The organism is Sulfuriroseicoccus oceanibius (genome assembly GCF_010681825.2).
GTDB lineage: Bacteria > Verrucomicrobiota > Verrucomicrobiia > Verrucomicrobiales > SLCJ01 > Sulfuriroseicoccus > Sulfuriroseicoccus oceanibius.
This window is the reverse complement of record NZ_CP066776.1, coordinates 3,234,655-3,259,608: the sequence shown is the minus strand read 5'-3', so window position 1 is coordinate 3,259,608 and position 24,954 is coordinate 3,234,655. Positions and strand designations below refer to the sequence as shown.

19 protein-coding genes are annotated in these 24,954 nt (G+C 60.0%); 12 read left to right on the top strand and 7 right to left on the bottom strand.

Annotated elements, in window-relative coordinates:
• Positions 1-333 precede the first annotated feature (333 nt).
• The 6 genes from G3M56_RS13195 to G3M56_RS13170 all read right to left on the bottom strand — a co-directional run bounded on the left by G3M56_RS13195 (position 334) and on the right by G3M56_RS13170 (position 9,740).
• A complete protein-coding gene (locus G3M56_RS13195) occupies positions 334-3,744 on the bottom strand; it encodes a sulfatase-like hydrolase/transferase (RefSeq protein ID WP_164365234.1) in 3,411 nt (1,136 codons plus the stop codon).
• Between the two features lie 111 nt (positions 3,745-3,855).
• A complete protein-coding gene (locus G3M56_RS13190; protein WP_164365287.1) occupies positions 3,856-4,674 on the bottom strand; it encodes a LamG-like jellyroll fold domain-containing protein in 819 nt (272 codons plus the stop codon).
• 210 nt (positions 4,675-4,884) lie between these two features.
• Positions 4,885-5,664 carry a LamG-like jellyroll fold domain-containing protein gene (locus tag G3M56_RS13185; protein WP_235203457.1) on the bottom strand — a complete coding sequence of 260 codons (780 nt, stop codon included), beginning with the start codon at positions 5,662-5,664 and terminating at the stop codon, positions 4,885-4,887.
• 203 nt (positions 5,665-5,867) lie between these two features.
• On the bottom strand, positions 5,868-7,487 hold the full coding sequence (locus G3M56_RS13180) for a LamG domain-containing protein (protein ID WP_164365235.1): 1,620 nt from the start codon (positions 7,485-7,487) through the stop codon (positions 5,868-5,870).
• A gap of 11 nt (positions 7,488-7,498) precedes the next feature.
• Entirely contained in the window at positions 7,499-8,029 is a 531-nt protein-coding gene (locus G3M56_RS13175) for a sigma-70 family RNA polymerase sigma factor (protein ID WP_164365236.1), read from the bottom strand.
• 871 nt (positions 8,030-8,900) lie between these two features.
• Entirely contained in the window at positions 8,901-9,740 is an 840-nt protein-coding gene (locus G3M56_RS13170) for a hypothetical protein (protein ID WP_164365237.1), read from the bottom strand.
• A 38-nt stretch (positions 9,741-9,778) separates the two neighbouring features.
• On the opposite strand from G3M56_RS13170, the gene dgt reads away from it, so the two are divergent.
• Entirely contained in the window at positions 9,779-11,059 is a 1,281-nt protein-coding gene (dgt, locus tag G3M56_RS13165; protein WP_164365238.1) for a dGTP triphosphohydrolase, read from the top strand.
• Positions 11,060-11,543: 484 nt separating this feature from the next.
• On the opposite strand, the gene G3M56_RS13160 is transcribed toward dgt, so the two are convergent.
• Positions 11,544-12,182: a hypothetical protein gene (locus G3M56_RS13160; protein WP_164365239.1), complete on the bottom strand. Its 639-nt coding sequence runs from the start codon at positions 12,180-12,182 to the stop codon at positions 11,544-11,546.
• Positions 12,183-12,405: 223 nt separating this feature from the next.
• Here G3M56_RS13160 and G3M56_RS13155 point away from each other — a divergent pair, with 223 nt between their 5' ends.
• The 11 genes from G3M56_RS13155 to G3M56_RS13105 all read left to right on the top strand — a co-directional run bounded on the left by G3M56_RS13155 (position 12,406) and on the right by G3M56_RS13105 (position 24,416).
• Complete coding sequence (locus G3M56_RS13155) at positions 12,406-14,118, top strand: GspE/PulE family protein (RefSeq protein WP_164365240.1); 1,713 nt, start codon at positions 12,406-12,408, stop codon at positions 14,116-14,118.
• Positions 14,119-14,123: 5 nt separating this feature from the next.
• Positions 14,124-15,425 (top strand): type II secretion system F family protein, encoded by a 1,302-nt coding sequence (locus G3M56_RS13150; protein WP_164365241.1) that lies wholly within the window; start codon positions 14,124-14,126, stop codon positions 15,423-15,425.
• Positions 15,426-15,443: 18 nt separating this feature from the next.
• Positions 15,444-15,890: a type II secretion system major pseudopilin GspG gene (gene gspG / locus G3M56_RS13145; protein WP_164365242.1), complete on the top strand. Its 447-nt coding sequence runs from the start codon at positions 15,444-15,446 to the stop codon at positions 15,888-15,890.
• Positions 15,859-16,395, top strand: a complete 537-nt coding sequence (locus tag G3M56_RS13140; RefSeq protein WP_164365243.1) for a pilus assembly FimT family protein — start codon at positions 15,859-15,861, stop codon at positions 16,393-16,395. The genes gspG and G3M56_RS13140 overlap by 32 nt, the downstream gene beginning before the upstream one ends.
• A 47-nt stretch (positions 16,396-16,442) precedes the next feature.
• Positions 16,443-16,889, top strand: coding sequence for a hypothetical protein (locus G3M56_RS13135; protein ID WP_164365244.1), 447 nt, complete (start codon positions 16,443-16,445; stop codon positions 16,887-16,889).
• Positions 16,886-17,743: a hypothetical protein gene (locus tag G3M56_RS13130; RefSeq protein ID WP_164365229.1), complete on the top strand. Its 858-nt coding sequence runs from the start codon at positions 16,886-16,888 to the stop codon at positions 17,741-17,743. Before G3M56_RS13135 ends, G3M56_RS13130 begins: the two co-directional genes overlap by 4 nt.
• Before the next feature lie 11 nt (positions 17,744-17,754).
• Entirely contained in the window at positions 17,755-18,651 is an 897-nt protein-coding gene (locus tag G3M56_RS13125) for a type II secretion system minor pseudopilin (RefSeq protein WP_164365245.1), read from the top strand.
• Positions 18,652-18,706: 55 nt separating this feature from the next.
• Positions 18,707-20,008, top strand: a complete 1,302-nt coding sequence (locus G3M56_RS13120; RefSeq protein WP_235203456.1) for a hypothetical protein — start codon at positions 18,707-18,709, stop codon at positions 20,006-20,008.
• Between the two features lie 39 nt (positions 20,009-20,047).
• Positions 20,048-20,620: a hypothetical protein gene (locus tag G3M56_RS13115; protein WP_164365247.1), complete on the top strand. Its 573-nt coding sequence runs from the start codon at positions 20,048-20,050 to the stop codon at positions 20,618-20,620.
• Positions 20,621-20,632: 12 nt separating this feature from the next.
• A complete protein-coding gene (locus tag G3M56_RS13110) occupies positions 20,633-23,113 on the top strand; it encodes a secretin N-terminal domain-containing protein (RefSeq protein WP_164365248.1) in 2,481 nt (826 codons plus the stop codon).
• Between the two features lie 697 nt (positions 23,114-23,810).
• Positions 23,811-24,416: a transposase gene (locus G3M56_RS13105; RefSeq protein WP_164365249.1), complete on the top strand. Its 606-nt coding sequence runs from the start codon at positions 23,811-23,813 to the stop codon at positions 24,414-24,416.
• The last annotated feature ends 538 nt before the right edge of the window (positions 24,417-24,954 follow it).

Genomic DNA, 24,954 nt, shown 5'->3' with positions numbered 1-24,954 from the left:
AAGTGAAACCACGAAGTTCAGGAAGCAGGGGAGATGTCCAGCTGTCGCTCGTTATCCTTATCCTCTTCGTTATCCTTATCGGAGCGAAGCGATTGGGGCATCGCTATGGCCTGATCGGTTGCTATCGGGGGGAGGCTGAGTGTTGGCCGTTCGTTGAGGCTGCTGACGGAGTCGGGTCGACGACATGAGTGTCGTCGGTCCAGCGGGGAATGGTAGGGCGACGGGGATCGGTGGAGCAGGGACACTCTTGTCCCTGGCTGACGTGGCTGAAACGAAAAAATGCCCGACCTCGCGGGGAGGACGGGCATTGGATTGGGGCGCGGGTGAGTGGGGTTAATTCACGTTCATCCGGATAAAGAGCCGGGCGCTGGTGGCGAGGTCGGCGTCTGATGCGACGGTGACCTGGTCGAAGCCCTCAAGCGTCGGGTGGTCGGTGACCGAGACTTCGGTGGTCGGCAGCGTCCAGCTGGCCAGGTTGTCCGAGACTTCGACCGAGTAGGTGAGATCGTGGGTGCCGGGTTTGCGGCGGTTGAAGGTGATCTCGAGTTTACCGGAGGTTGGGTTGAGTTGGACGGATGGCGCGTGGTTGGACGTGTCGGGGATGTGTGGGTTCGAGCCGAAGCCGTATTCTTCAATCAGTTCGGAGCTGTCGTTGTCGGCGTCGGTGGTCCAATCGGGTGTGGTGGTGCCGAAGTGTCTCTCGCGCCAGGCATCGCGGAGCTGGTTGGTTGGGTTGGCCAGTGAGGCGACTTCCGTGATATCCAGTGCGCGGTTGATGACACGCACTTCATCGATGTCTCCTTGGAAGTTGTAGTTCGGGGCGTGGGAGGCGGCGCCGATGAGTGGCGTGCCGACGCCGCTGGTGTTGATCGCGCGGCTACCCGAGCTGCTGATGGTTTCCAGCTTGCCGTCGACGTAGAGTTTTGTTTCGGACACCGACGTGGTGCCATTGGAATCGAAATCATCGACGACTGCGGCGACGTGGTGCCATTCGCCGTCGTTGATGCGGGTCGATCCGACAATGAACCCGCCTTGCACCTCGAGGCGCAGTCTTTGGTTGGCTTGCGATGCGGTGTCGAGGCGGAACGAGAAGCGTTCGCCGTTGTTGTTTTGGCCGTAGTTGAAGATAACCTGGTACTCAGGAGCGGACGTGGTGGTCACTCGCACCCAGGCACTGACGGTGCGGGGGGCATCGCCCGTAGGCAATGTGATACCGGTGAGTGGGATTTGGTCGTCTGTTCCATCGAACGCGAGCGCATAGCCGACTTTGCCCGGAATGTGAGATGTTTCCGTGTTGGCAAAGCCACTGAGCGATCCAACGGTGACGCCACCGACCTCCGCAACGGACGATCCGCTGGTTTCGTTGAGTGGGATCCACAAGTCGCCCGCCAAGTGGGTGACGTTCACTGTGACCTCTCCCTCGACGGTGTATTCGCCGTCGGTAATGCTGTAGGTGAACTTATCGGTGCCGAAGTGGTTGGTGAACGGCGTGTATTCGATTTTGCCGTTGCTGATCACGGCAGTGCCGAAGGCCGGTGTGCCGACCGATGCGATGCTCAGCGGCGATGGTGCGTTGTCGTCGAAATCATTGGCAAGCACGTCGATTTCAACCGCTGCTCCATTGCGGCTCTCCGCGGCGTCCGGCAATGCGGAAGGTACCGGGTCCGGGGTGCCGGCGCGGAAGAACGACGACTCCGGAATGGTCTGGGTGGTGATACCCGGGCCGGAGTACTGGAGGTTGATGTCGTGGCTGCCGCTGGTGTGCTTGTAAAGGATGCGGACTGGGTGGAGTCCCGCCTTCAAGCGCATGCTACCACTTTTGGCCGAGCCGTTGTGGTTGAAGTCATCGTCGATGATGTGGGCGTCGTGGATCCACAGCATGCCACCGGATGCATTTGTCGAGACGCTGCTGTCGGTGGTCATGGTGAATGTGTACGTGCCGTCGGTCGGGATTTGAATGAACCCGGTGAACTCGAGCAGGCAGTTGTCGTCCTGCGTGCGCTTGGTCAAGTCGAGGCCCGAGGCGGTGCCGGAAGCGACAGGGGTGAGGTAGGCGGTTTCCGGAACCCAGTCCCAGGTGCCGGTGAATGCCTTGTAGTCGAGCCCGCTCACAGCACTGGCTGGTGGGGCTGGTGGTGTGTTGACTCCACTGAGGTAGTTGCGGGTGTAGTCGCCATCGATGCGCACTTGCAGGACTTTGTCCTTCATCGCCTGCTGCAGGGACGTCTTCGATGTGGCGAGGTTGGTGCCTTCGCCGGGGTCGGTGTCCACGTCGTAGATCAGGAAGTCCTGGGTGTGGCTGGTGACATTGTAGCGCACGCCCTTGTAGCGTTTGCCGTCGGTGGGGTCGGTGAGGAAGATCGACTGCATTTCCCCGCGGTAGCTGCCACCGTGGTTGGGGAAGTCGCTGTAGCTTGGGGTGCGGCCACCGTTTTGGTATTCGAAGTAGAGGTAGCCTTTGTCGAGTTGCGAGCCGTTGCCGGTGAGCTCGGGGAGCAACGAGACACCGCTGGTCCAGGCGGGAGGGACAGCGCCTGCGGCGTCGCACAGAGTCGGCATCCAGTCCCAGAATGCGGACGGGCGGGTGGAATTCAGACCAGGGGTGGCGGCGTTGTTGTCGCCGATCTTGCCTGGCCACCAGGCGAAGGTTGGCATGCGGATGCCGCCCTCCCAGTGGTCGCGTTTGATGCCTTCGAGCTCGCCGTATGAGTCGAAGTTTCGTGGGTTGTGGGCGACGCCCAGAGGGCCGGCGCCGGGCTCGTCATGGGTGCCGTTGTCCGAGGTGAAGACGACCAAGGTGTTGTCGTCGATTCCAAGGTCGCGAAGGGTTTGCAAAAGATCGCCTAAACAGGTGTCGAGGCGGCGCACCATGGTGGCGTGGCGTGCTGCGGACGTGCCCAAACTGCGGTAATCCGGATGGATCCACGAATCGTTGGTACCCGAGTTGGTGTTCAATGGCCAGCTGAGACCACCGCTGGTGCCCTTGCCGCTCGGGTAGGCCTGGGTGGGAACCTGCAGCTGCGCGTGCGGGGCGTCGTAGGCCAGGTAGATGAAGAATGGGGTGGTGCTGTGGTTGGTCGCACGGTCGATGATCAGCGACTTGGCTTTGGCGGTGAACAAATCTGTGGTGTACGCGTTGGCCAGACCGCTGGTGATGCGGGTGGTGTTTTCAATCACCTTGCCACTATTGCCCGGGTAGTGCTCGTGGCCGTCGAGGTGTTCCATGTAGCCGTAGAAATAGTCGAATCCGCGTTCATTCGGGCGGCCTGCACCGAGGTTGGTGGTTCCTCCGACGCCCCATTTGCCAACGACAGCAGTGTAATAGCCGGCCTGCTGCATGACGGTGCCGAGCGTGTGGTTGTCGGAGATGACTTTGTCGAACGAGTTGTTGCGGATGTTGGCGTGGCCCTGGTCGCGGCCTTGGAGCAGTGAGCCACGAGCTGGCGCACAGACTGGTGCCGACGTGTAGTGGCGGGTCAATTTGGCGCCTTCCGCGGCCATGCGGTCGATCTCGGGCGTGTAAATGAAGGGCTCCTCGCTGCCATTGATGATGCCGTCGCCTGCAATGCCTCCGCCCGCGCCATTGTCGCGCACGTGTTGGTGGAGGTTGTAGACGTCGCCGTAGCCGAGGTCATCGGTCAGGATGACGATGACGTTGGGCTGGGTGGCTGCGGATGCGGATGCGGGAAGTGCTGCCGCCAAGAGGCCTGCGGCAAGGGAAAGGGCCGTGAACAATCGTTTCATGCGCCCCTTAATGAGGCCGGACCCGAATGTATTACGCAAAAATGCCCACCGATCACAGGGACCGGCGGGCATTGTGTTGAGGTGTATGACACGATGGCGCGTTGCCCTGTGTTACTTGCGGCGGCGCAGGATCAGCGATATGCCACCGAGACCGAGCAGCGCTGCGGATGATGGCTCTGGAACAGTAATCCCGTTGAGTCGGATGTCGTCGAGCTGTGCGTCAGTGAGTGCGGTGTCGTAGATTGCGAAGTCGTCGATGCCTCCGTTCCAATACTGGGTGTTTGTGTTGCCGGACGATCCGAAGAACATCTCGTTAGGTGTGGCGGAGTCGCCTGTGCCTGTTCCAGCTGTATTGACCAGCGTGGTGTTGCCTCCGGTTGGTGTGACGATGTCTCCGTCGATGTAGAAGTCGATATCGCCTGCGGTGTCGCCAGCGTTGATGATGGCAGCTACCATGTGCCAGTTGCCATCGTTGAGTGAGAGGTCGTCATAACGTACGAATCCGCTTGAGATCTCAAAGCGCAGCTTGCCGTCGAGTTCGATACCGAATCGCAAGTCTTGACCTGGCTGCAGGCCGTTTGTTGGAGACCATCCCCAGAAGTAGCGTTTGTCCGACTCGGTGGTATTGATCCAGGCGACGATGGTTTTTGCGCCGGTGCCGCTGATGCCTACTGCATCGGCATTCAAATTGACCCCAAAGCGTCCAGTGCCATCGAAGCTTGTCGATGATGTTGATGTAGGAGCTGCGGTGTTGGCGGAGAACGCGACGCCGGGCTCAAATGGGTCGGATGCTGTGTTGCTGACTGAATCGGTTGTGGTGGTACCTGAGCCTTCTTCGAAGTTCCAGTAGGCAGCGAGGGCTGCGTGGCTTGTGGTGAGCGCGGTCGCTGAGAGGGCGAGTGCGCTGCAGAGGTGTTTCATCCTAGTCATTGTATTGTTTGGTTGGTGATGTATCAGCGCGTTGATACTGAGGTTTATGTGATGGTGGAGTTAGAGCGGAATGCGGAATCTGAACAAAGTATTACTGATTGGGTTGTTTTTTTTTGAGTGCGAAGGTGGAGGGAAAACAAAACGCCCGCCGATCAGGGTGATCGACGGGCGTGAAACAATAGTGCTGAGCTGTTAGGCTGCAGTGTAAGCTTACTTACGACGACGCAGGATCATCGCCAAGCCGCCGAGGCCGAGCAGGGCTGCGGACGATGGTTCTGGAACGGCTGCAACGCCGTTGACGCGGACGTCATCGAGTTCAGTCAAGGTAAGTGCGGTGTCGTAGATGGCGACTTCACCCATGCTGCCCACGAATGGACGCTCAGAGGTAAGGTGGCCGATCGAGCCGAGGAAGACTGTTTTCCCGGCGTCGCCAAGGTTGACGAGGCCATCGTTACCGCCGGTTACGTCGTAAAGAACGCCGTCGACGTAAAGGTCGACGTCTTGGAAGCTGTCGCCGGTGCTGCTATTGAAAACCGCGGCAATCATGTGGGTGTTGCCATCCACTACACTGGTTCCGCCGAGATTTGCTTCGAAGCCGGATCCTGCAGACATTTCGATGCGGACGTTGCCATTGCCTTGTGCGAAGAGTCGCAAATCGGCGCCGCTCACGCCACCCGTCGTTGGCGAGAAATCAAAGATGGTCTGGTTGGTCGCCGATGACGTTTGGAAGAATGCGAGAACGGTGAACGATCCGGTTCCTCCGAGGCCACCGTTGATCCCGGTGTCGATACGCGAGGTTCCGCCGACGAAGTTGGCATTGCCGCCGCTCACGGTTGCTCCGTCAAGCAGGGTGCCTGCTGTGGTGCTGACGTTGTCGACGACGACGCCGTCGGTGTTGAAGTCCCAGTGGGCGGTGAGGGCTGCCTGACTTGTGGTGAGCGCTGCCGCTGCAATTGCGAGTGCGCTGCCGATGTGTTTCATCTTGGTCATTTTTTTGTTCGTTTAGTGAAGTGTCAGCGCATCGATGCGGAGGTGCATGTGATGGCGATGACAGACCAGAATGCGGAATTTGAACAAAGTATTACTTTGTGGATGATCTTTTTTTTGAAGGGGTGGTTTGCGGTGGAGGCGGAATAAAAAAACGCCCGCCGACCATGGGTGGGCCGGCGGGCGTCTGGATGTGATTGATTCTGTTATTCCGTTGCAGGGACAAAATAGGATGGCGGCAGGTTCGAGCGGTAGAGTCGCTCGACTTGTTTTGGTGTGAGGGCGGCGGGGAAGATGCGGATCTCGTCCAGGTCGCCTTTGAAGGTGGAATAGAGACCGTCGTCTTCGAGACGTCGGCCGATGTAGGTCGGGCGTGACTCTGGGCTGTCGAGGTCCGTGTTGATCGGCTGGTGGGCTGACGATGTGACGGCTTCCAGCTTGCCGTCGACGTAGTGGCGGATGGAGTTGGCGATGTTGTCGTCATTGCTGCCGAGGAAGACAGAGACGATGTGGTGCCAGCGGCCGTCGCGCAGGTCGGTGGAGCCTACGACGTAGCCGCCGCCGAACTCGGTGCGGATGGCGCCGGGCTGTCCGTCCAGTGAGTCTGGGTTCCAGCACAACTGCCACTTTTGTCCCTTCATGTCGAATGGGAGACCCCATGCGATCATGGAGTAGGCGTGTTCCAGGGTGGTGTCGGGATCCAGTTTTACCCACATCGAGATGGTGCGTGGACCGGTGCCCGGGATGCCTTGAAAGGCGGACGAGAGGAAAGCGCCGTCGCCATCGAGGCGGATTGCGCGGCCGTAGATGCCATTGACGCTGGTGACCTTGGCATTCGGATCGGATCCGGGGGTGGCCAGTGGTTTGGCCATGAGTTTCGGACCGATGTGCTCGCCTTCATCCGGGAAGCCTCCAAACGGGCTCATCTTGTCGAATGACCAATAGACGTACTCGACCTGGTTGGTGCCCTCCGGAATGTTCAAGTCCTCGAGGAACTTCGAGCGGTCGAAGTCCATGTCGCCTTCGCTCGAAATGTTTTCGCGGGTCAGGCGGGCGGCCTGTTGTGAGTTGAGGATGCGTGCGATTGTCGGGTTGGCGGTCGGGGTGGCCTCGATGAGTCCGGACAGAACGTGGATCTCGGTGGATCCGTCACGTGCCACTTTGATGGCAAAGCGGCAGTTGTTCTCGACGATTTTGGTGCACGGCGTGGCTAATGTGAAGCGGTCCGAGTAGTCCGGGATTTCGGCAGTGCATTGGCCGTATTCGAGTTTGGCGTGGTAGGCGGAAACCACGCGCAGGGTGGCCGGGCTCTTGAGGACGATGCGGGCACCGGAGTCGAAGGTGATTTCGGCGGTGCCGGCGAGCAGCTCGAACGTGCCGGGCTTGATCAACTGACCGAGTTCAAGTGTGCCACCCGACCATTCAGCGTTGGTGGCATTGGTGACCCGGGCCGCGGACTGGTCGGGGTTGGTTTGGTAGACGGTGGATTCTTGGGTAGGTGGTGCCGGGCGCTCCGCGATTTGCGTCGGAGCCGGTTGGGCTGTGTTGCCCATCCATTGGGCGACGCCTGCGAACAAAGCCAGCGCTGCTGCGGCTGCCAGGACAATGCGTCCGGGCTTGCGCTTTCGAATGGGAAAGGGGCTTTGTGTAGCGGGCTGAGTGAGTGACTCTTTTGGCGGGGCTAGCTCGCATTGGAGTCGGCCGTGGAGGTCGGCTTGTTCTGCGTAGTACCAGCGGGCTTTTTCATTGGAGCGCAGGGTTGCCTGGAGTTTTTTGAACTCATCAGGAGTGATGCTGCCTTCGAGCAGGGCATCGATTTGTTCCATGGTTTCCCTGTTCATGCGAAGTCCTCCTCCTGGTTGAGCAGATGTTTTTGGATGCAAAGTTTGAGATTTTTGCGCAAGCGAAAGAAGTGTTGCTGGAGTGAGCCTTCCGAGCGGGACTCCTGGTTGGCGATGGAGCGAACGGTTTCGCCGCGGGTGTAGCGTGCGTTGATGCGTTCCCTGTCTTCCGGATCGAGTTTTTCGAGGCAGTCGCGCAGTGCTTGCTGGCGGTTTTCCTCCGGATTGGTGATCGTGCTGGTCTGTTCGTTGATGAGTTCGAGTACGTCGGAGTCGAACTGGAGCCAGTTCTGCTGCTTCGCTTTGCGCAATGCCTCCATCGTTTTGAGGTAGGCGATGCGGAAGGCGAATGCCTTGAAGTTCGTGTGGGGCTGGAACGTATCGGCCTTCTTCCAAAGGACGATGTTGACCTGCTGCACCACGTCCTCGACGTCGAGGCCTGGAGCCAGGCTGTTGACGTAGCCGTAGATCGCACCCTGGTAACGGGTGACGAGCTGGAGGTACTGGTGGTCGAGGTTTTTACTCATGGGAGAGCTGCCGATGGCGAGTTCGTGGCTACACTATATGCGGGATTTGATCGAGGTATTACCGGATTTTTGGAGGGGCTGTGTGGGAGTGAAACCGCGAAGGGCGCGAAGTTCACGAAGGCAACGATGCAAAGTCCTCATCGATATTGGTGTCGCGATCCTAAACGATGGCTTGGGCGTGAGGTGGTTCGCGGCAAACCGCACCTTCGGCGCGGGGGGGATGGTTTTGAACGAATACCCGCGGTTGAAACCGCGGGCTAGCCGGTAAGCAATCGCTTCGCGATGGGGGGGCTTATGGTGTGACTGCACCGCACCGACGGTAGGAATGCCGTCCCTCCAGCGCGTCGCGTCGTGGGGACGGTGGAGGAGGGGCTGTGTGGGAGTGAAACCACGAAGGGCGCGAAGTTCACGAAGGCAACGGTGCACAGTCCTCATCGATATCGATATCGCGATCCCAATCGATGGTCTGGGCGTGAGGGTGGTTCGGGGTAAACCGCACCTTCGGCGCGGAGGCTGGTTTTGAAACGATACCCGCGGTTGAAACCGCGGGCTAGCCGGTAAGTCATCGCTTCGCGATGGGGATGTGGATCTTGATGGCACGGCGCCCCGCCGACGGCAGGAGTGCCGTCCCACCAGCGCTTCGCGTCGTGGTGGCGGCGGGGGAGGGCTGAGTGGGAGAGAAACCTTTAAGGGCACCAAGTTCACGAAGGATGGGGGATGTGTTGTTGCCAGTCCTTATCTTTATCCTTTTCGTTATCCTAATCGGAGCGAAGCGAATGGGGGCGCTCCTGCAAGGAGGTCAGGATAATCAATAGTGAGTGCGCTTCGTCGTGCGAGATGGAGCGACGGTGTTCTCACCGTCATTGGGAGGCTACAGTGGTTGTTTGTAGCGTTGGACGCGATTGTTCCAGCCGGCGGTCCAGCGGGATTCTTTGCGGGCGGGCGGTGCGAGTTGGACTCTGCGGGCGAGGACGCGGACTGCGGCATCGGCGAACTCGGAGGCGGCTGCGCGGCCGGTCGGGGTGCCACGCATTTCCTGCAACACTTGGAGGATTCCCCAGCCTTGGCCCTGGTAGCGCTCGGCCGGGTTGGTGCCTTCGCCTTTGAAGTTGGAGTAGTCGATCAAAGCGAACATCCCCTCGGGTGTGGCGGTGAGTGCGTTCCAGCGGGCGTTGATGGTGTCGCGCTCACTGGCGGGGGCGGCGCGCAGGATCTTAGTTTTGGCGGCCTGTTGGCGCAGGATGATGAAGTCGGTTTGGTGGGGGATGGTGCGCTTGAGGAACTGGCGTAGTTCGTTCATTTTCGGCGATCGGAAATCGCGCATGAAGGCGGCGCGGTTTGGCCATGGACAGTCCATTTCCGGGCCCATCCATGCCGGGTATTTCACCCCGCGATCACGCATGTAGGCCATCAGCATGGGGAAGGTTTCGATGAACTTTTCATCGGCGCCGGCGGGGAACCAGAGGGCGTGGCCGATGCCGAGCGAGGCGAAATCTTCGCCATGGTTCCAATGGGTGAGGCCATCGACTTTCCCGCCACTTTCGTTTTGCCAGATCTTGCGGCCTACCTTGGCTTTCTGCTCGGCGCTGAGGGTGATGCTGGCAGCGTTCGCGGTTGCCTGGTTCGATGCGGCCTGGCTGGTCGAGCACGAGGAAATGGCAAGCGGTAGGGCGGCGAGCAGGGCGGCGGTGAGAAGTGGACGGAAAGGCATGATTGACAATGGGGTGTGGATTCCCGATGGAAGAGCCGATGAACAACCGATTCTATTCGCCTTTTGATTACGAAACCGATGCGGGCAACGGCAAGCGTCCTGACGATTTTCGTAGTCCGTTTGAAGTCGACCGCGACCGGATCTTGCATACGAGTGCGTTCCGGCGGTTGCAGAGCAAGACTCAGGTCTTTCTCTCGGGCGAGTATGATTTCTACCGCACGCGGCTGACGCATTCGCTGGAAGTGGCGCAGATCGGACGGGCGATCGCCAAGTATCTTCAGCGTCACGACGCGCATTTGTCCGCGGACTATTTCATCGATGGCGATTTGGTGGAAGCGGTGTGCCTTTCCCATGACCTGGGCCATCCGCCATTCGGTCATGCGGGGGAAAACACACTCAACCGTGTGATGTCGGACTACGGTGGGTTCGAGGGCAATGCCCAGACGCTGCGCCTGATGACCGATACGATCTATGGGCACAAGCGCGGGATGCAGCCGACCCGCGCGTTCATGGATGGGGTGCTCAAATACAAGTCGCTCTACACGGAGATGCGCTCGCTCAATGGCGGTAAGCCGCCGAAGAACCACTTCCTCTACGACCATCAGTGCGACAAACTCGATTTTGTGTTCGGTGGTCGCGATTTTCCGGTGGAGCTGACGCCGGGCAAGATGCGCAATGGCTTCAAGTCGATTGAATGTCAGATCATGGACTGGGCGGATGACACGGCGTATTCGCTCAACGATATCGTGGACAGCATCCAGGCTGGGTTCCTCAATGGCGACCGCATCCGTGCGTGGGCCGAGGCGTCCGCGCTCGACGAGGCGCAGAGCGCTCACGTCGACGGGCTGCTCAAAGCCATCAGTGATGGCAAAGTGGAAGGTGCGATGGGACGGAAGATCGGGCAGTTCGTTCAGGCGACCAGGCTGGAGGAGGATGTGAACTTCATGAGCGGCGAGACCAACCGTTATCGTTATCGCTTGGTGATCGATCCTGCGGTGGTTGCGGAGTCGGCCTTGTACAAAAAGCTGGCTTACGAGTTGGTCTTCACATCGCACCAGCTCAAGCAACTCGAGTTCAAAGGTGACCGTATGTTGGTGTCCTTGTTTGAGGCCTTTGTGGGCGAGTATGTGGAAGAGGAGAAGCCGTCGTTCCAACTGTTGCCGCCGGAGATCGCGGCATTGGTGTCAGTGCAGGAAACGAAGCCTGCGAAGGTGCGGGTGATCTGCGATTTCCTGGCAAGTATGACCGACTCGGCAGCGGCACGGACGTACCGCCGTCTCCACGACCCGACATTCGGGAGTATCGTGGATTTGGTGTGACGGGGCAGGGCGTTGTTTTTTTTAACCACAGAGGACGCAGAGCACACAGAGAGGACGGTCGGAGTGACGGTGTCTGAATGGCACTAACTTAGGGCGTCTGGTCGTATCGGGAGCGGCCTGCGGGTGGGTGCTGCGCCTTGGCGGTATCGCACGCTCGGCCGGGGATTGGTGGGCGTATTTACCTAGGGTGGCGCTCGCCTGAGGCTCGCTGACCCTAGGCTGTTATGAGACGCGCTTTCAGCGCGGAATTGACGACGCTGAGGCTTAAGTTAGTGGCATTCGAGGGTGTCCTAATCTTCCTGTAGAGCCTGGGACGGACAAAGTGCGCGCTGCGCGCGGAAGGTCGGTAGTCGATCCCGCGGGCGCGGGATCGAGCCTCCATTGCGGTTGTTGTGTCCTCGCCGTCTGGGGAGGGGATCTGTGCCCATCCTGCCCATCTGTGGCCTTGATCCTGCGATCTGGCTCGGCGCCACCTGACAATTGATCAGCGGCGTGGGCCGTCTTGGCCGCCGCTGCCGTCGGATGGGGAGGCACCGCGGCGTCTGCGGTTGCGCATGTTTTCCCAGAACTTGCGGCGGCGTTCCATCATTTCCTGTTGGGTGAGCTTGGTTTGCTCATCGCCTTGCTGGGCGCGTTGTTGAGGAGGGGGCGATTGGTCTCCGTTTTGTGGCGGCTGTGGCTTTTTCGAGCCGGCGGCCGGTGCGACGACGATTTGGGCGTCGTCGAAGCTGACGGTGGCGCGTTGTCCGCCGGAGGCGAGCACGACGCGCATTTGGTCGAGTTGGTTGCGGTTTTGGATCGAAACCAGGCTGATGCCATTGGCGGGCTGATCCTGGCTCAGATAGAGCACATCCTCGGTTTCCGTGTTGGTGAGGCAGGCGACGTCCTTGCCGTCGAGCGTCATGACGCCTTCAAGGCGGAGTTTATCCGCAAAGCCGGGGCCCTGTTCCTGGACGGTCTCCACCTTTGTAGTGAATGGAGAATTGGTCCAGAGGCGGGAGTAATTGGCTGGGGTCGGTTTTTTCGGTGGAGAGAAAACCGGGTCGCGCTGGTCGGCGGCCGATGCGGCGGCGCAGAGCAGGGATGCCAATGCGAGAGCGGCTGGAAGACGTGAGAGAACCATGGAAAATTGGGAAATGTGCGCGGCAATGAGCAACGATGGGCAGCTTGGACGGTTGATCCGAGCCTGTCACCCCCCGATTTTAAGGGGAATGGATGTCATTGCATGCAGGATTAGCGCCGCGGGTGCCTATGTTTATGTTTTGAAAAATTAGAGGGCAGTTCGCTCTTGTCGGTGACGATACCATTGGGCATCGTCTCAGCTTTGTTCACTTCTTACTGATTTCATGGTCCCAGATCAACCGCTCACTCCCGAATCCGTTGCGCCTGCAGGTGCTGCATCGCTGCAATCGTGGCGTGACGAACATGTCGGCACGCGGCCCGCAATGGCGGACGTGGATTCCGGCGAAGTGGATGACCAAGCGCTTGTCGATCTGGCCTCTTCGCTGGGGGTGCCTTTTGAGGCGAACCCGGTGGTCAGCGAACCCGAGCGAGTAAGGCGATTGTTCCCCGCAAAAGTGGCATTGCGCTTCCAAGTGCTGCCGCTGGGCGTGGTCGACGATGGAGGCGAGGGAGAGGAAAACCGTTCGCAGGTGCTTACATTGGCGACCGCCAATCCGCAGGACCTGGTCGCGCGGCAGGCGGTGTCGGCTCAATGGTCCGGCGGGATTCACTGGGTGGTGTGCCCGGCGAAACGCTTGCACCCGGCGCTGCGTGAGCTTTACGGCGTGGGCGCGGACACGTTCGAGCAGATTTTGGAGGGGCGCGACGTCAGCTCCATGGATTTGGAGATGCGCGACGACGCGAGCCGCATTGACGCCGAGGAAGACGAACAGGCATCGATCATCAAGTTCGTGAACCAGATCATCCGTGAGGCGCTGGAGCAACGGGCGACGGATATTCACGTCGAGCCTTTGCGTTCCAACCTGCGCATCCGCTACCGCATCGACGGCCGGTTGATCGAGGTGGCGGTGCCCGAGCAGATCAAGTCGTTGCAGTCGGCGGTGATCGCGCGTTTGAAGATCATGGCGCGTCTGGACATCGCGGAACGCCGACTGCCGCAGGACGGACGTATCCACCTGGAGCTGGCCGGCAACAGCATTGACGTGCGTGTGGCGACGATTCCCACCGTGGAAGGTGAAAGCGTCAGCCTGCGATTGCTCAATACCGAGCGCTTCAGTCTGACCAAGCTGCAGATGGCTCCCGAGTTGGAGAAAACAATGCGCGGGTTGTTGACCTATTCCAACGGGATCGTGCTGGTGACCGGGCCGACCGGCTCTGGTAAATCGACTACGCTTTACAGTTTCCTCAGCGAGCTCAACAACACCGACCGACGCATCGTGACGATCGAGGATCCGGTGGAGAACAAACTCGAGGGTGTGATGCAGATGGCGGTGAAGCCGGAGATCAATTTCACCTTCGCCACGGGTCTGCGCAGTATTCTCCGCGCCGACCCGAACATTGTGATGGTGGGCGAGATCCGTGACTTGGAAACGGCGGAAATCGCGATCCGTGCGTCGCTCACCGGTCACTTGGTTTTCTCCACGCTGCACACCAACGATGCGATCGGCGGGGTGTCGCGATTGGTCGACATGGGGGTCGAGCCTTTCTTGTTGTCGGCCTCGGTGCGGGCGTTTTTGGCCCAGCGCTTGGTGCGGCGGTTGTGTCCGAAGTGCAAAGCACACCACACGCAGAGCAGCCACGAGCTTCCTCGGGCCAAAGGGATTCCGCGTGCGGTGATCGACGGTGCGCACGTGGCGGTGGGATGCGAGCACTGCCGGGGAACCGGGTATTACGGGCGACTGGCGATTTTCGAAGTGGTCGTGCTCAGTCAGGCGATCCAGGATTTGCTCATTCAGGGCAAAGGGTATGCCGAGATTGATGCGCAGGCGCGGGCCGAGGGGTTTGTGCCGATGCGTGAGTACGGCTGGCAGAAGGTGATTGACGGGGAAACGACCATCGAGGAAGTGATGAGCGCGACCACCACAGACATGAGTTAAACGCGATGCCGACATTTACCTATGAAGCGGTCGCTCGCAGTGGTGCGGCCAGTCGTGGAACGCTCGACGCTCCGTCGCGCGCGGCCGCGGTGCGCCAACTCACCCAGCAAGGGCTGACCGCCAAGCGGGTGAAGGAAACGGCAGGCGGCGCAAAACCCGCCAAGGCTGCGAAACCTGCGAAGAAAGCCAAGCCGGCACGAGGCAACAGCGCAGCCAAACCAAGCGCCGCCGCGGAACCTGTGGCCGTCACCGCTGACGGGCCGCTGGAACTCAAGATCGACCAACTGATTGTCTTCACAGAAGATCTGGCGGACTTCCTGGTGGCGGGGCTTACTTTGGAGCAGGCGCTATCGTCGATGGAGAAGCAGCACGCGTCCACCTCGTTGGGCGGGGTTTGTAAGATCATCCGCGAGGCGATCACCGAGGGGACGAGTTTCGGCCATGCGCTGACGCTGGCGTCGCCGAGTTTCGATGAATTGTACTGCAGTCTGGCGACGGCGGGTGAGGCGAGTGGTGCGTTGGCGCCGATCTTGACGCGCCAGGCCGAGTACCTGACGACGATGCGTGACATGAAGCGCAAAGTGACGTCGGCGTTGATCTACCCGGCGTTTCTGGTTTTTGCGGGGATTCTGGTCGCGGGGTTGATGATTTTCTATCTGCTGCCGGAGATTTCCTCGTTGATCGAGGATTCGGAGAAACCGCCACCATTCGCGACGCGGATGCTGATGGGGTTCTCGGATTTCTGTGTGCAGAACTGGATGTGGATGGCAGGAGCGGGCGCCTTGGTGATCGCCGCAGTGGTGTATTTTTTCCGTGCGCCGGGGCTCAAGGACCAGCGCGACGAGGTGTATCTGAAGACGCCGCTGATCAGCAAATTGCTGTGGGCTGAGTTCAACCTGCTCTTTACCGAAACAATCGCCAACCTGATCGGCAATGGCTTGCCCTTGTTGCGGGCGACCGAGCTGACGCGCAACGCGACGACCAACGTGTACTTCCGCGGCCAGCTCGATGAAGTGATTGAGTATCTGGCGGATGGCGCGGCGCTTTCCTCGGCGATGCGTGCGGTGGGTGGGTTCTCGCCGGCGCTGATCGACGTGGCGGCGGTGGGCGAGCGCACCGGCTCGTTGGAGAAGGCATTGCGCAACGCGGCGCGGCGATTGCGTCGTGATCTGGAAGTGTTGCTCGAGCGTATCACCTCGCTGATCCAGCCGGTGATCATCACCGCAATGGCGCTTTTGGTCGGCAGCGTGGTCTACATGATGATCACGGCAATTTTCGATGTGGTTACCGCGGTGACCACCGGCTAATCCATAACCAAGTATAAGATGATGAAACCTACACAACCAATGAACCGTCGCCGCTTGCGCAGCATGCGGGGCTTCACCTTGATGGAAATCCTGCTCGTGGTGGCGATTATCGGCATCCTGATCGGCGCGGGTATCTACAAAATGGGTGGAGCCAAGGACACCGCCAAGGTGGAGGCCGCCCGCATGGCGATCAATAAACTGAACGCGGACCTACTGACCTACGAAATCAACACTGGTGGGTATTTGCCATCGACCGAGCAAGGGTTGGACGCATTGGTGACCAAGCCATCGGGTGTGAAGCGCTGGAAGCAGGTGCTCAAAGAGGTGCCGCTCGACCCATGGAAGAACCCATACCAGTACCGTCGTCAGGGGCGCTCGGACTCATCCACCTATGAGATCTTCTCGTGGGGGCCTGATGCAAAAGAAGGAGGCGATGACGACATCAGCAGCCAGGACTCGCTTTAATCAACGAGCGAGCCAAACGACCACCGCCCGCCGGATGCGCGGCGGTGGTTTCACGTTGCTCGAGACGTTGATTGCGCTGGCGATCATTGCGGTGATCGTCGGTCTTGGTGCGGGCTGGCATGTGCGCCGCGAGAGCCAGTCGCTTGAGAAAGCGTATGCGGATGTCGATGCCACGTTCCGTCATGCCCGTGGCGGGATGATGGAGGCGCGCAAGCCGTGGGTGATCACGATCAACCCACGGGGGATCAACGTGGCGTCCAGTGGTGCGCGCGAGGGAGCGAAGTTTGGCGGCAAGTCGCTGGCACTTCCCGAGGACGTGACCCTGGAGGTGCGGCAGACGGGGACGTCTGAGTTCCGCGGGCTGAGTGATCCGGTGGTGATGACGGTCGACCACCGGGCGTTTTTTCCGGCATTGCAGGTGCGCTTGCGCGATGGCGACCGTTGGATGGTTGGCGAGTTGGACCCGGTGTCGGGTGCGCTGATCGAGGTGGCGTCGGAATTGTAGGATGCTTGGCCGGATCAGCCGGCGATGGATCATAATGAGTTAGAATTTTGCGAAATCCGGAATCCAGAGCCGTTGAGAGGCGGCGTGGCTATATGCTGCTTGAGGCGATGTTTGCGCTGGCGATCTTCGTCATCGCCGTGACGTCGATGGTCAAGGCGCTCAATGGCATGGCCCGGAACTTCCAAGACGGGGCCGGTGAGGTGGAGGTGGCGCAGTTGATGGATTCCGCGATGGCCGAGGCGCTGGCGCTGCCGTCGGACTGGATGACCGAGGACGGATGGGAAGCCCAGCGTGAGTTCGACGGCCGATTCACCGTGAACACAGCCATTCTTCCGACCGAGGTGAGCAACGACGAAGGCAATGTGCTCACCGGGTTCTTTGGCGTGCGTGTGGAGGTGGTGGAAATCGAGACCGGCGAGCGGTGGTCTGTCGAGAGTTTGCGTTACATTCCGGAACTGGCGTCGGCCGTGACCAGCGGGGGAGGTGGCCGATGAAAGCTGCTGCGGCTCAACGTGGGCGTGCGGGCTTTACTTTGCTTGAGGTGTTGCTCGGCATGGCGGTGGCGATTCTGGTGATTGTCGGCGTGGTCGGGGTTTCGTTGGCGACGATGCGGTTGTCGTCGGCGATTGGGGAAGCGGAGATCGAGGAGATGCGCTCCACGGTGTTGGAGCAGGTTTTGCGGGACAACTTGGAGGGTATGCCGCAGGCGGCGAGTTATGTGTCGATTGAGTCGGGTGCTGATGGTGGTTATTTGCTCGGGATTGAGGATGCGTTCGGGTTGTTTCCGCTGGGCGGCTACGGCATGTCTGTGAACCGTTATCTGTTCAGGCCGGTGGTGGTGGATGGTGCGGTGACGTTGCGGTTGGAATACTATTACAAGACCGACGAGGATCTCTCGTGGCTGGAGGATCCGGCATTGCCTGATGCGGGCGATGCGGTGGCGGCGATCGATTTGGTGGGCGGGCTCAGTTCGGCCCAGTGGTGGATTTTGATGCGCGAGGAAGAGGAATGGGTGCCGTTGGAGCTGAACGATGCGCGGGTTCAGCCGGCGGCGCTGCGGTTGGACATGATTGCCGCGGATGGCCACGCCACCAGCTGGACGTTCAGGCATCCGATGTGGCAGGCCGACGAACAGGGCGGGATCCCGACCGGTGGAGGAAGCAATGGCGGTGGCCAGGGAGGTGGCAATAATTCAGGCGGAGGTCCTGCTGGAGGGAACAATCAAGGCGGTGGCTCTGGTGGCGGTGGGCGGCCAATCGAAGTGGATGCACGGCCTCCGGGGCAGGGTGCGGTGGACCAGCGTCGGCGTGGGTCGGCTGTGGGTGGAATGAGAGGAGGGGGGCGATGAGAGCGAATGGGATGCTTCATGCACGTCAGCGCGGCAGTGCGTTGATGGCGGTTTTCTGGTTGATGATGGTTTTGGCGGTGATTGTGGTGACCGCCGCCAAGATGCTCAGCGTGTCACAGCGCGGGATGGTGGTGCGGGTCGGTCAGGTGACCGCGACGGCGAATGCGTGGAAGGGCGTGGCGCTGGCGCTGCATCCGGAGATGCGCCGCGAGGAAAGTATTTTGCGCACGGAGGAATGGAATGTGGTCATGGAGTCCGAGGATGTGCGGATCAATCCGAATGCCGTGCTGCAGCGTGGGGACGACACGTTGCTGATGGATTTGTTCATGGCGTGGGGGCTTGAGGAGGATGCGGCGCAGTCGGTGGTGGATGCGATGCGTGACTGGATCGACGGTGATGATTTGCCCGGGCTCAGTGGAGCCGAGGCCGAACAATACGAGGCTATTGGTAGAGTAGGGCAGCCATTGAACCGACCGTTTGCCGACTTGAACGAAATGGCGGCGGTGATGGGGATGGACGCGGTGGCGGCGGTGCGGCCGGACTGGCGCAATTGGTTCAGCGTCTATGCAGGCGAGCTGGTGAACATAGCAGAGGCTCCACCCGAGATGATTGCCGCGGTGGGTGGGTTCAACATGAAGGATGCGACGACCTTTGTCAGCGAGCGCAATGGCGAGGACGGGATTGCAGGGACCGAGGATGATTTGCAATTTGGGACCGTGCCCGCGGCGGTGGCGACGGTTGGTGCGTCCGAGTTGCCGCTCGAGATGGTGGTGCGGCGTTTTTCGCTGCGCGGCAGTGTGCTGAGGGTGACCAGCACGGGGGCCTCCGGCAATGTGCAGCGCACAATTACAGTGGTGGCTAGACAAGATCCTGGCCGGACGACGGTTTTAGCGGAACTTTCCGACTAATCGATGGTTTGCCGGGGTTGCCCAGACCCCTGATATTCTCTACGGTGCGATCCAAATGATGATGAAATCCCCTGACACCTGCCGCTGGTTGCTTTTCCCAGGATCTCAGTCCTGGGAGTTGTGGCGTGTTAGTGATCGGGGGGCGCAGCGAACCCGTGAACTTTCCGCGGCGGAAGCTCGCGGATGGTCGGCTGGCGGTGGTGCGGCGGTGATGCCGTCGGTCGCCAGCTGGGTGACGGTGCCAATGCAGGTGCCGGGAGGTGCGGGTGACGACGAGTCGTTGAGAGAAATGGCGGCGCTGCGCCTGGAAGGGGACGGCATTATCGAGGATGCCGAAGCCGACGGGGTAGAATTGTTTTCCGTCAATCCCATGCCGAAGAGCGAGGTGGCGGTGATCAGTGCGCTGACCCGCGATGGAGTGGATTGGGTGGATAGCCTGGCGGTAACGCCGTCGTGCGTGGTGTCGCCTACCGAGGCGTTGATCTACCAACCAGACGCGATCACGCTGCGGCGTGAGTTGGGGAGCTGGGTGATGGTCGTGACCGTCGGGGCGGCTCCTGTTTACTACCAGCGATGTGGCAGTGGTGAGTTTGCCGCGGTGAACGGAGCGCGGGAATTGTCCGGTGTGTTGATGTCATTGCGGATGGCCGGGGTGGATGGTGTGAGGTTTTTGAAGTCGTTGGTGATCGAGGTGGGCGCTGACGAGCGTGAGGAATATGAGTCGGTGATGGCGCCGATTGCCGAAGCCTTGGGCTTGGCTTGTAAATTGACCGACGAGCGCTCACTGGAGGCATCGTTTTCGGTGGCTGGCCTGCCGGCATTGGCGACGCCTGGAATGGCGGCGGAGGCGCAGAGCCGCCTCATGCGTAAGCGCTTGGCGGGGATCGGCGCAGTGGCGGCGGTTGCCTGGCTTGGTGTGTTGGGGTTCACGGTTTTCTCGGTCTACGCGCTGCGGGCTGATGCCGATGCTGCCGAGGAGGCTGCCGCAGTGAATGCACCGGAGGTTCAGGCGTTGAAAGAAGCCGAGAGCAAGATCCGGGGCGTGGACTTTGTGTTGAGCGAGCAGGCGTTCCCGCCCTATGTGCTGCTGCAGGTAGATGCGCTGAAGCCGGCGGCCACGGTGCGTTTTACTGACTTTCGTTTGGATGCCGCGCGCAACCTGTCGATCAAAGGCACCGCGGCGCGCCCTGATGAGGCGATCCGCTTCGGCGAGAACCTGCGGGCATCGCGTCAGTTCGTCGATTACGAATGGGAGACGCCGAACCCGACGAACACGCGCGACAACACGGCGACCTTTAGTTTCAAAGGAACCTACACGATCCCGGTGACCGACGCCGAACCTGCTCCGCAGATCTGATTCTGCGCGACCAATTTATTTTCCAGCCTGATACCCTTCATGACCGCACGAGAGAGCCGACTGTTGATACTGACTATCCTGATAGGGATGGGGATTGCGACGTGGTTGGTGTGGTCGTGGGCGGATGAGGAAAAGGCGAAAGCGAAGCAGCGCATCGAGGAGGCTGGGATGCGGAAGGACCGTGATGAGCAGTATCTCAAAGTGTGGCGGGCCGAGGTGGTGGCCGTGCGCGAATGGCTCAAGGAGCGCAACGTTCCGTCGATGACACTGGCCAATGCGTCCTCGATGCTGCTCAACCGAGCGCAGGAAGCGGCGAGCCGCGGCGGGGTGCGGTTGGATGATGTGAAGTTTCTCGACGTGATTTCGGAAAGTGGGTTCGAGCAGGCGCGGATGACTGCAACCATTACCGATACCGAAGAAAACATTTACCAGAGCCTGATGGCGTTTCATGACCCTGAGCGTCTGCAGGTCGTACGTGCGTTGCGCGTGCAGCCCGATAAGAAAGAACAAAGCCAGATCGTCGCGGATGTGGAGATGCGGCTTTACTACAAACCGTTGGAGGCGGAGGTCGCTGACGTTCCCGAGGTCGAGGAAGACCAACCAAACGATTAACCTTTACGGGGCGTGACTAGATTGCCGGCGGGAGATTCCGCTGGCGATTGCTGGCTCGACCCGACCACCGATTTACGCTATGACGCGTGGCAGATTGCTGCGGCGCTCAACCCATTGACCATCATGATGATATTGAACCGATTCAACCCGTCCCGCCTGACGAGAGTGACCGTTGCCTGTTTGGCGCTTGGGATGCTGGCATCCTCCGGCCTGAACGAGGTGCATGCGCAAGTGGCTCCGGCCGCGGGGCAGGTGGAGGAGGAAGAAGTTCTGCAGGACGGGATTATGTTCCCGAACGCAAGTATCATCCGTGTGGTGCTTCCCATCTATCAGAAGTACACCGGCAACCGGGTGATCCTGGATACGGACATTGCGGATAACAATGTGCGCATCGTGTTGGCCGGTCCGGTGAAGAAGTCGGAGGCCGTCGCGTTTATCGAAGAGACGTTGCTGATGAACGGCTACGCGTTCATCCCGACCAGCCGCCAGGGGACACTCAAGCTGATCGCCGTAGGGGGGAAGAACCCCGCAGGTGAGGGGGCTGCGGTTTATAATGACCAGATGCCTTTGCCGAAGACCGATGAGGTGATCACCTACATCATGAACTTCAACCACATCACCGCGGAAGAGGCGATGCAGGTGTTTCAGGCGAGTGGGCAGTTGCACTCGTACGGAACGATGGCGGTGGTGCCAAACTCCGGGGCGTTGGTGATAACGGAGAATGTGTCGTTGATCCGGCGCTTTCAGGTGATCCGTGAGAACATTGACAAGCCGTCGGCACAGATTGACCGCAAGTTCATTCAGTTGGAGCGCGCGGATGCCGAGCGGGTGGCGGAGTTGTTGCAGGAGGTACTGGGTGAGCAGAACTCGGTGACCAAAGCGGCGTCTGTTTCGGGGCGGCAGATGAACCAACAACAGCCCGACCCAAGGGATCGTCGTGGGCGGCGCGGGCGTCCCCAGCAGCCGCAGTCGAATATTGTGACCAACCCGGTGGGTGTGGCACCTCCGATCAAGGTGATTCCGGATGCGCGCACCAACCGCATCCTGGTGATGGCCCGCCCGGTGGATGTGGCGTATGTCGAGTCGTTGGTGGCGGAGTTTGACGCACCAAACAAAGCTCGCACGTTCTTGCAGCGACAGTTGAACCACATCAGCGCCTCCAATGTGTTGCCGTTGATTGCCGACGCGATTTCCCGAGAGACCGGTGAAACCGCCGAGCAGGGATCTGCCGGGTCTCAAAGCTCTGGTAGCCGCGGTGCAGGCATGGGGAGTAATGCCGGCGGGCGCAGCCAGACAGGAGGAATTGGTGGCGGCAGTGGTCTTGGTTCCGGTGGAACCGGTGGCAACCGTGGGTCGATCAGCCTCGGCTCGAATGATGTGCCGGTGCCTGTCGGTGCGACTTCGATTGTGGTTGGCAAGACTTTGCTGATCTCGGACAACGAGCGCAATGCGTTGATTGTCTCGGGCCCGCCGGAGACGATCGAACTTGCCGAGCGGTTGATGGATCAGTTGGACATCCGTCCACGTCAGATCTATCTGGCAACGATTGTCGGACAGATGACGCTGGGCAACCAATTGGAGTACGGAGTGGATGCACTGCGTACGTTGGAGAATGTGAACGGGAACCCGGAGATCAATGTGGCCGGGCAGATGCGCACGAACTCGGGCGCCGGGATCGTGGATACAGACACGTTGACGGACATTGCGAATTTCCCTGATGCCGCGGGGTTGTCGCTCTACGGACGGTTTGCCGGAAGTCTCAGCACCTACGTGCGCTTCCTTGAGAACACCGGGAAGTTCAAGGTGCTCTCGCGCCCGGTGGTCTACACCGCCAACAACCAGACCGCGGTGATCCAGTCCGGTCAGCGTATTGCGGTTCCGACCTCGACTCTGACGTCGATCAACAGCGGCGTGAACGATGGCGCGGTGACCTCGAACATCCAGTACCGCGATGTGGTGCTGCGCTTGGAGGTCGTACCGTTGATCAACTCGGACAACCAGGTGCGTCTGCAGATCTACCAGGTGAACGATAACATCTCCGGAAGCACGAACGTGGGCGGTAACGATATCCCGACCATTGCCACCCAGGAGCTGGTCACCACGGTGACGGTCGAAGACGGTCAGTCTGTGTTGCTCGGGGGCTTGATCACCGAATCGGAACAGAAGACCCGTTCGGGCGTGCCGGTGCTCAAGAGCATCCCGCTGGTGAAGTATTTGTTCTCCACCACGCGTACCGACGTGCGCCGCGAGGAGCTGATGTTCTTCATTCAGCCGCGGATTATCGACAGCCAGGAAGACCTCGACGCCGCTAACCTGGCGGAAACTGATCGCGGCCCGGGCAAGGAGGAGATCCTGAGATTCGTTGATCCACGCGCTCAAACCAAGGAGGAGCCGCTGCCGATCTGGGAGGGACAAGTGAATGACGATCCCGATCCGGAAGTGCGCCGTGCAATCCCAGTGAAGGAGAAGATCAACAAAGTGCTCTTCGACTAAGCAGAGACACAGCGAACGTTTTAGAACAGGGAGTGCTTCGGCTCTCCCTGTTTCTGTTTGTAGGGGAGGTGTAATGGAGTGACGGTGTCCCCACCGTCGGGGGATGGCTGCGAAGTGCGTGTGCTCGCTGCGCTCGTTCGAGTTGATGTCGACGGGGACGTCGAACCTCCATTGACGGGCGTGACGGTGTCTCCAGTGTCGGGGGGGAGTTGAAGAATGTGTGTGCCGGCTGCGCTCGTTAGTGCCGACGTCAATCCCGCCGCTGCTGAGGCGAGCTTTTGTTTAGTGGGGCGATACAATGAAGTGACGGTGTCCTCACCGTCGGGGGGATGGCTGCGAAGTGCGTGTGCTCGCTGCGCTCGTTCGGGGCGATGTCGACGGGGACGTCGAACCTCCATTGACGGGCGTGACGGTGTCTTCAGTGTCGGGGGGGCTGCGTTCGTTAGTGCCGACGCCAGTCCCGCCGATGTTGGGTCGAACTTCCGTTTTGTGGATCGATAAAATGGAGTGACGGTGTCCTCACCGTCGGGGGATGTCGGCGAAGTGCGTGTGCTCGCTGCGCTCGTCGGAGGCGATTTCGGGCATGGGAGACTCCTCACCGTATCGGGGGAGGAGGTGAGTGGGGATTGGCGGCTCATCGTCTCGCGGGATGTGCGATTCCTTGTTAGGATGCTTCGAGTTGGTTAGCTTCTTTCTCATGTCTCGCTATCTCAATCCTTATGAAGAGATCCACAAGGCGGAGGCCGGGAAGCTTCCGCACTGGCAGCAAGATGATGTGATGCAGTTTGTAACGTTTCGGCTTGCCGATTCGATTCCACAGAGCTTGCTACGTTCGATTAAGAGAGAGCGAGACGAGTGGGTCGCACATCATCCACAGCCGTGGTCACAGGCAGAGTCCTCAGAGTATTTTGAGCTCTTCCATCAAAAGTTGGATGGTGTGTTGGACCAAGGGTTGGGCGAATGTTGTTTGAGAGACCCAAAAGTCCGCGCGATCCTTGAGGATGTGTTCATGCGTGGACACGGCGTTGTCGCTGCACTTCACGCTTGGGTGATCATGCCAAATCACGTGCATCTTGTGTTCTCTCCTCATGAGCAAATCGGTACGGTGATCAAAGCGTGGAAAGGGGCTTCGTCCCATCGGATTGGTCGAGGTGCGATTTGGCAGAAGAATTACTTTGATCGGATGATTCGCGACAGAGCCCATTTTCAGCGGGTTGTAAGATATATCAGGCGAAATCCACGGGGTTTGGAATTGTCGCAGTATTCGTTATGGGAGGGACCTTTGGCGCTAAGTGTGGGCTAGCGGGGGGGGGAGTGTAACCCTAGATGAGAAATGCGCGCTGCGCGCGAGCGGTTGATAGTCGACGGGGACGTCGAGCCTCCATGGTGCGCTGGCGCGGTGGAGTGACGGTGTCCTCACCGTCCGAGTGGAGAGGGCGTGTGTGTTAGGTGGAGTGTGCTCGCTGCGCTCGGTGAGCTTATCTGTCGACGGGGACGTCGAACCTCCATTGGTGCGCTGGCGCGGTGGAGTGACGGTGTCCCCACCGTCCGGGGCGATGGGTGTGGCGGAAAGCCAGGATCTAATGCAATGAGTGTTGGTTTCGTTGTGTTGTTATGTGTGTTCGTTGTTGTGTCGTGTTGATGTTGCTTGCGGGGCTGGTGGGGTGCGGAAATGACGGGGCTCGGTGCGTGGATGGACCGGAACTGGTCGTAGAGCCTGGGGAACGGAGTAAGCCGCGGGCGTTGGCGTCAGCCGTTGTGGTGGATGAGGTCACCCATGCTGGAGGTGGGGAGGCGCACTCATTCGCGGGGGGGCTTGTGGTGCGCGCACTGCGGGGCGG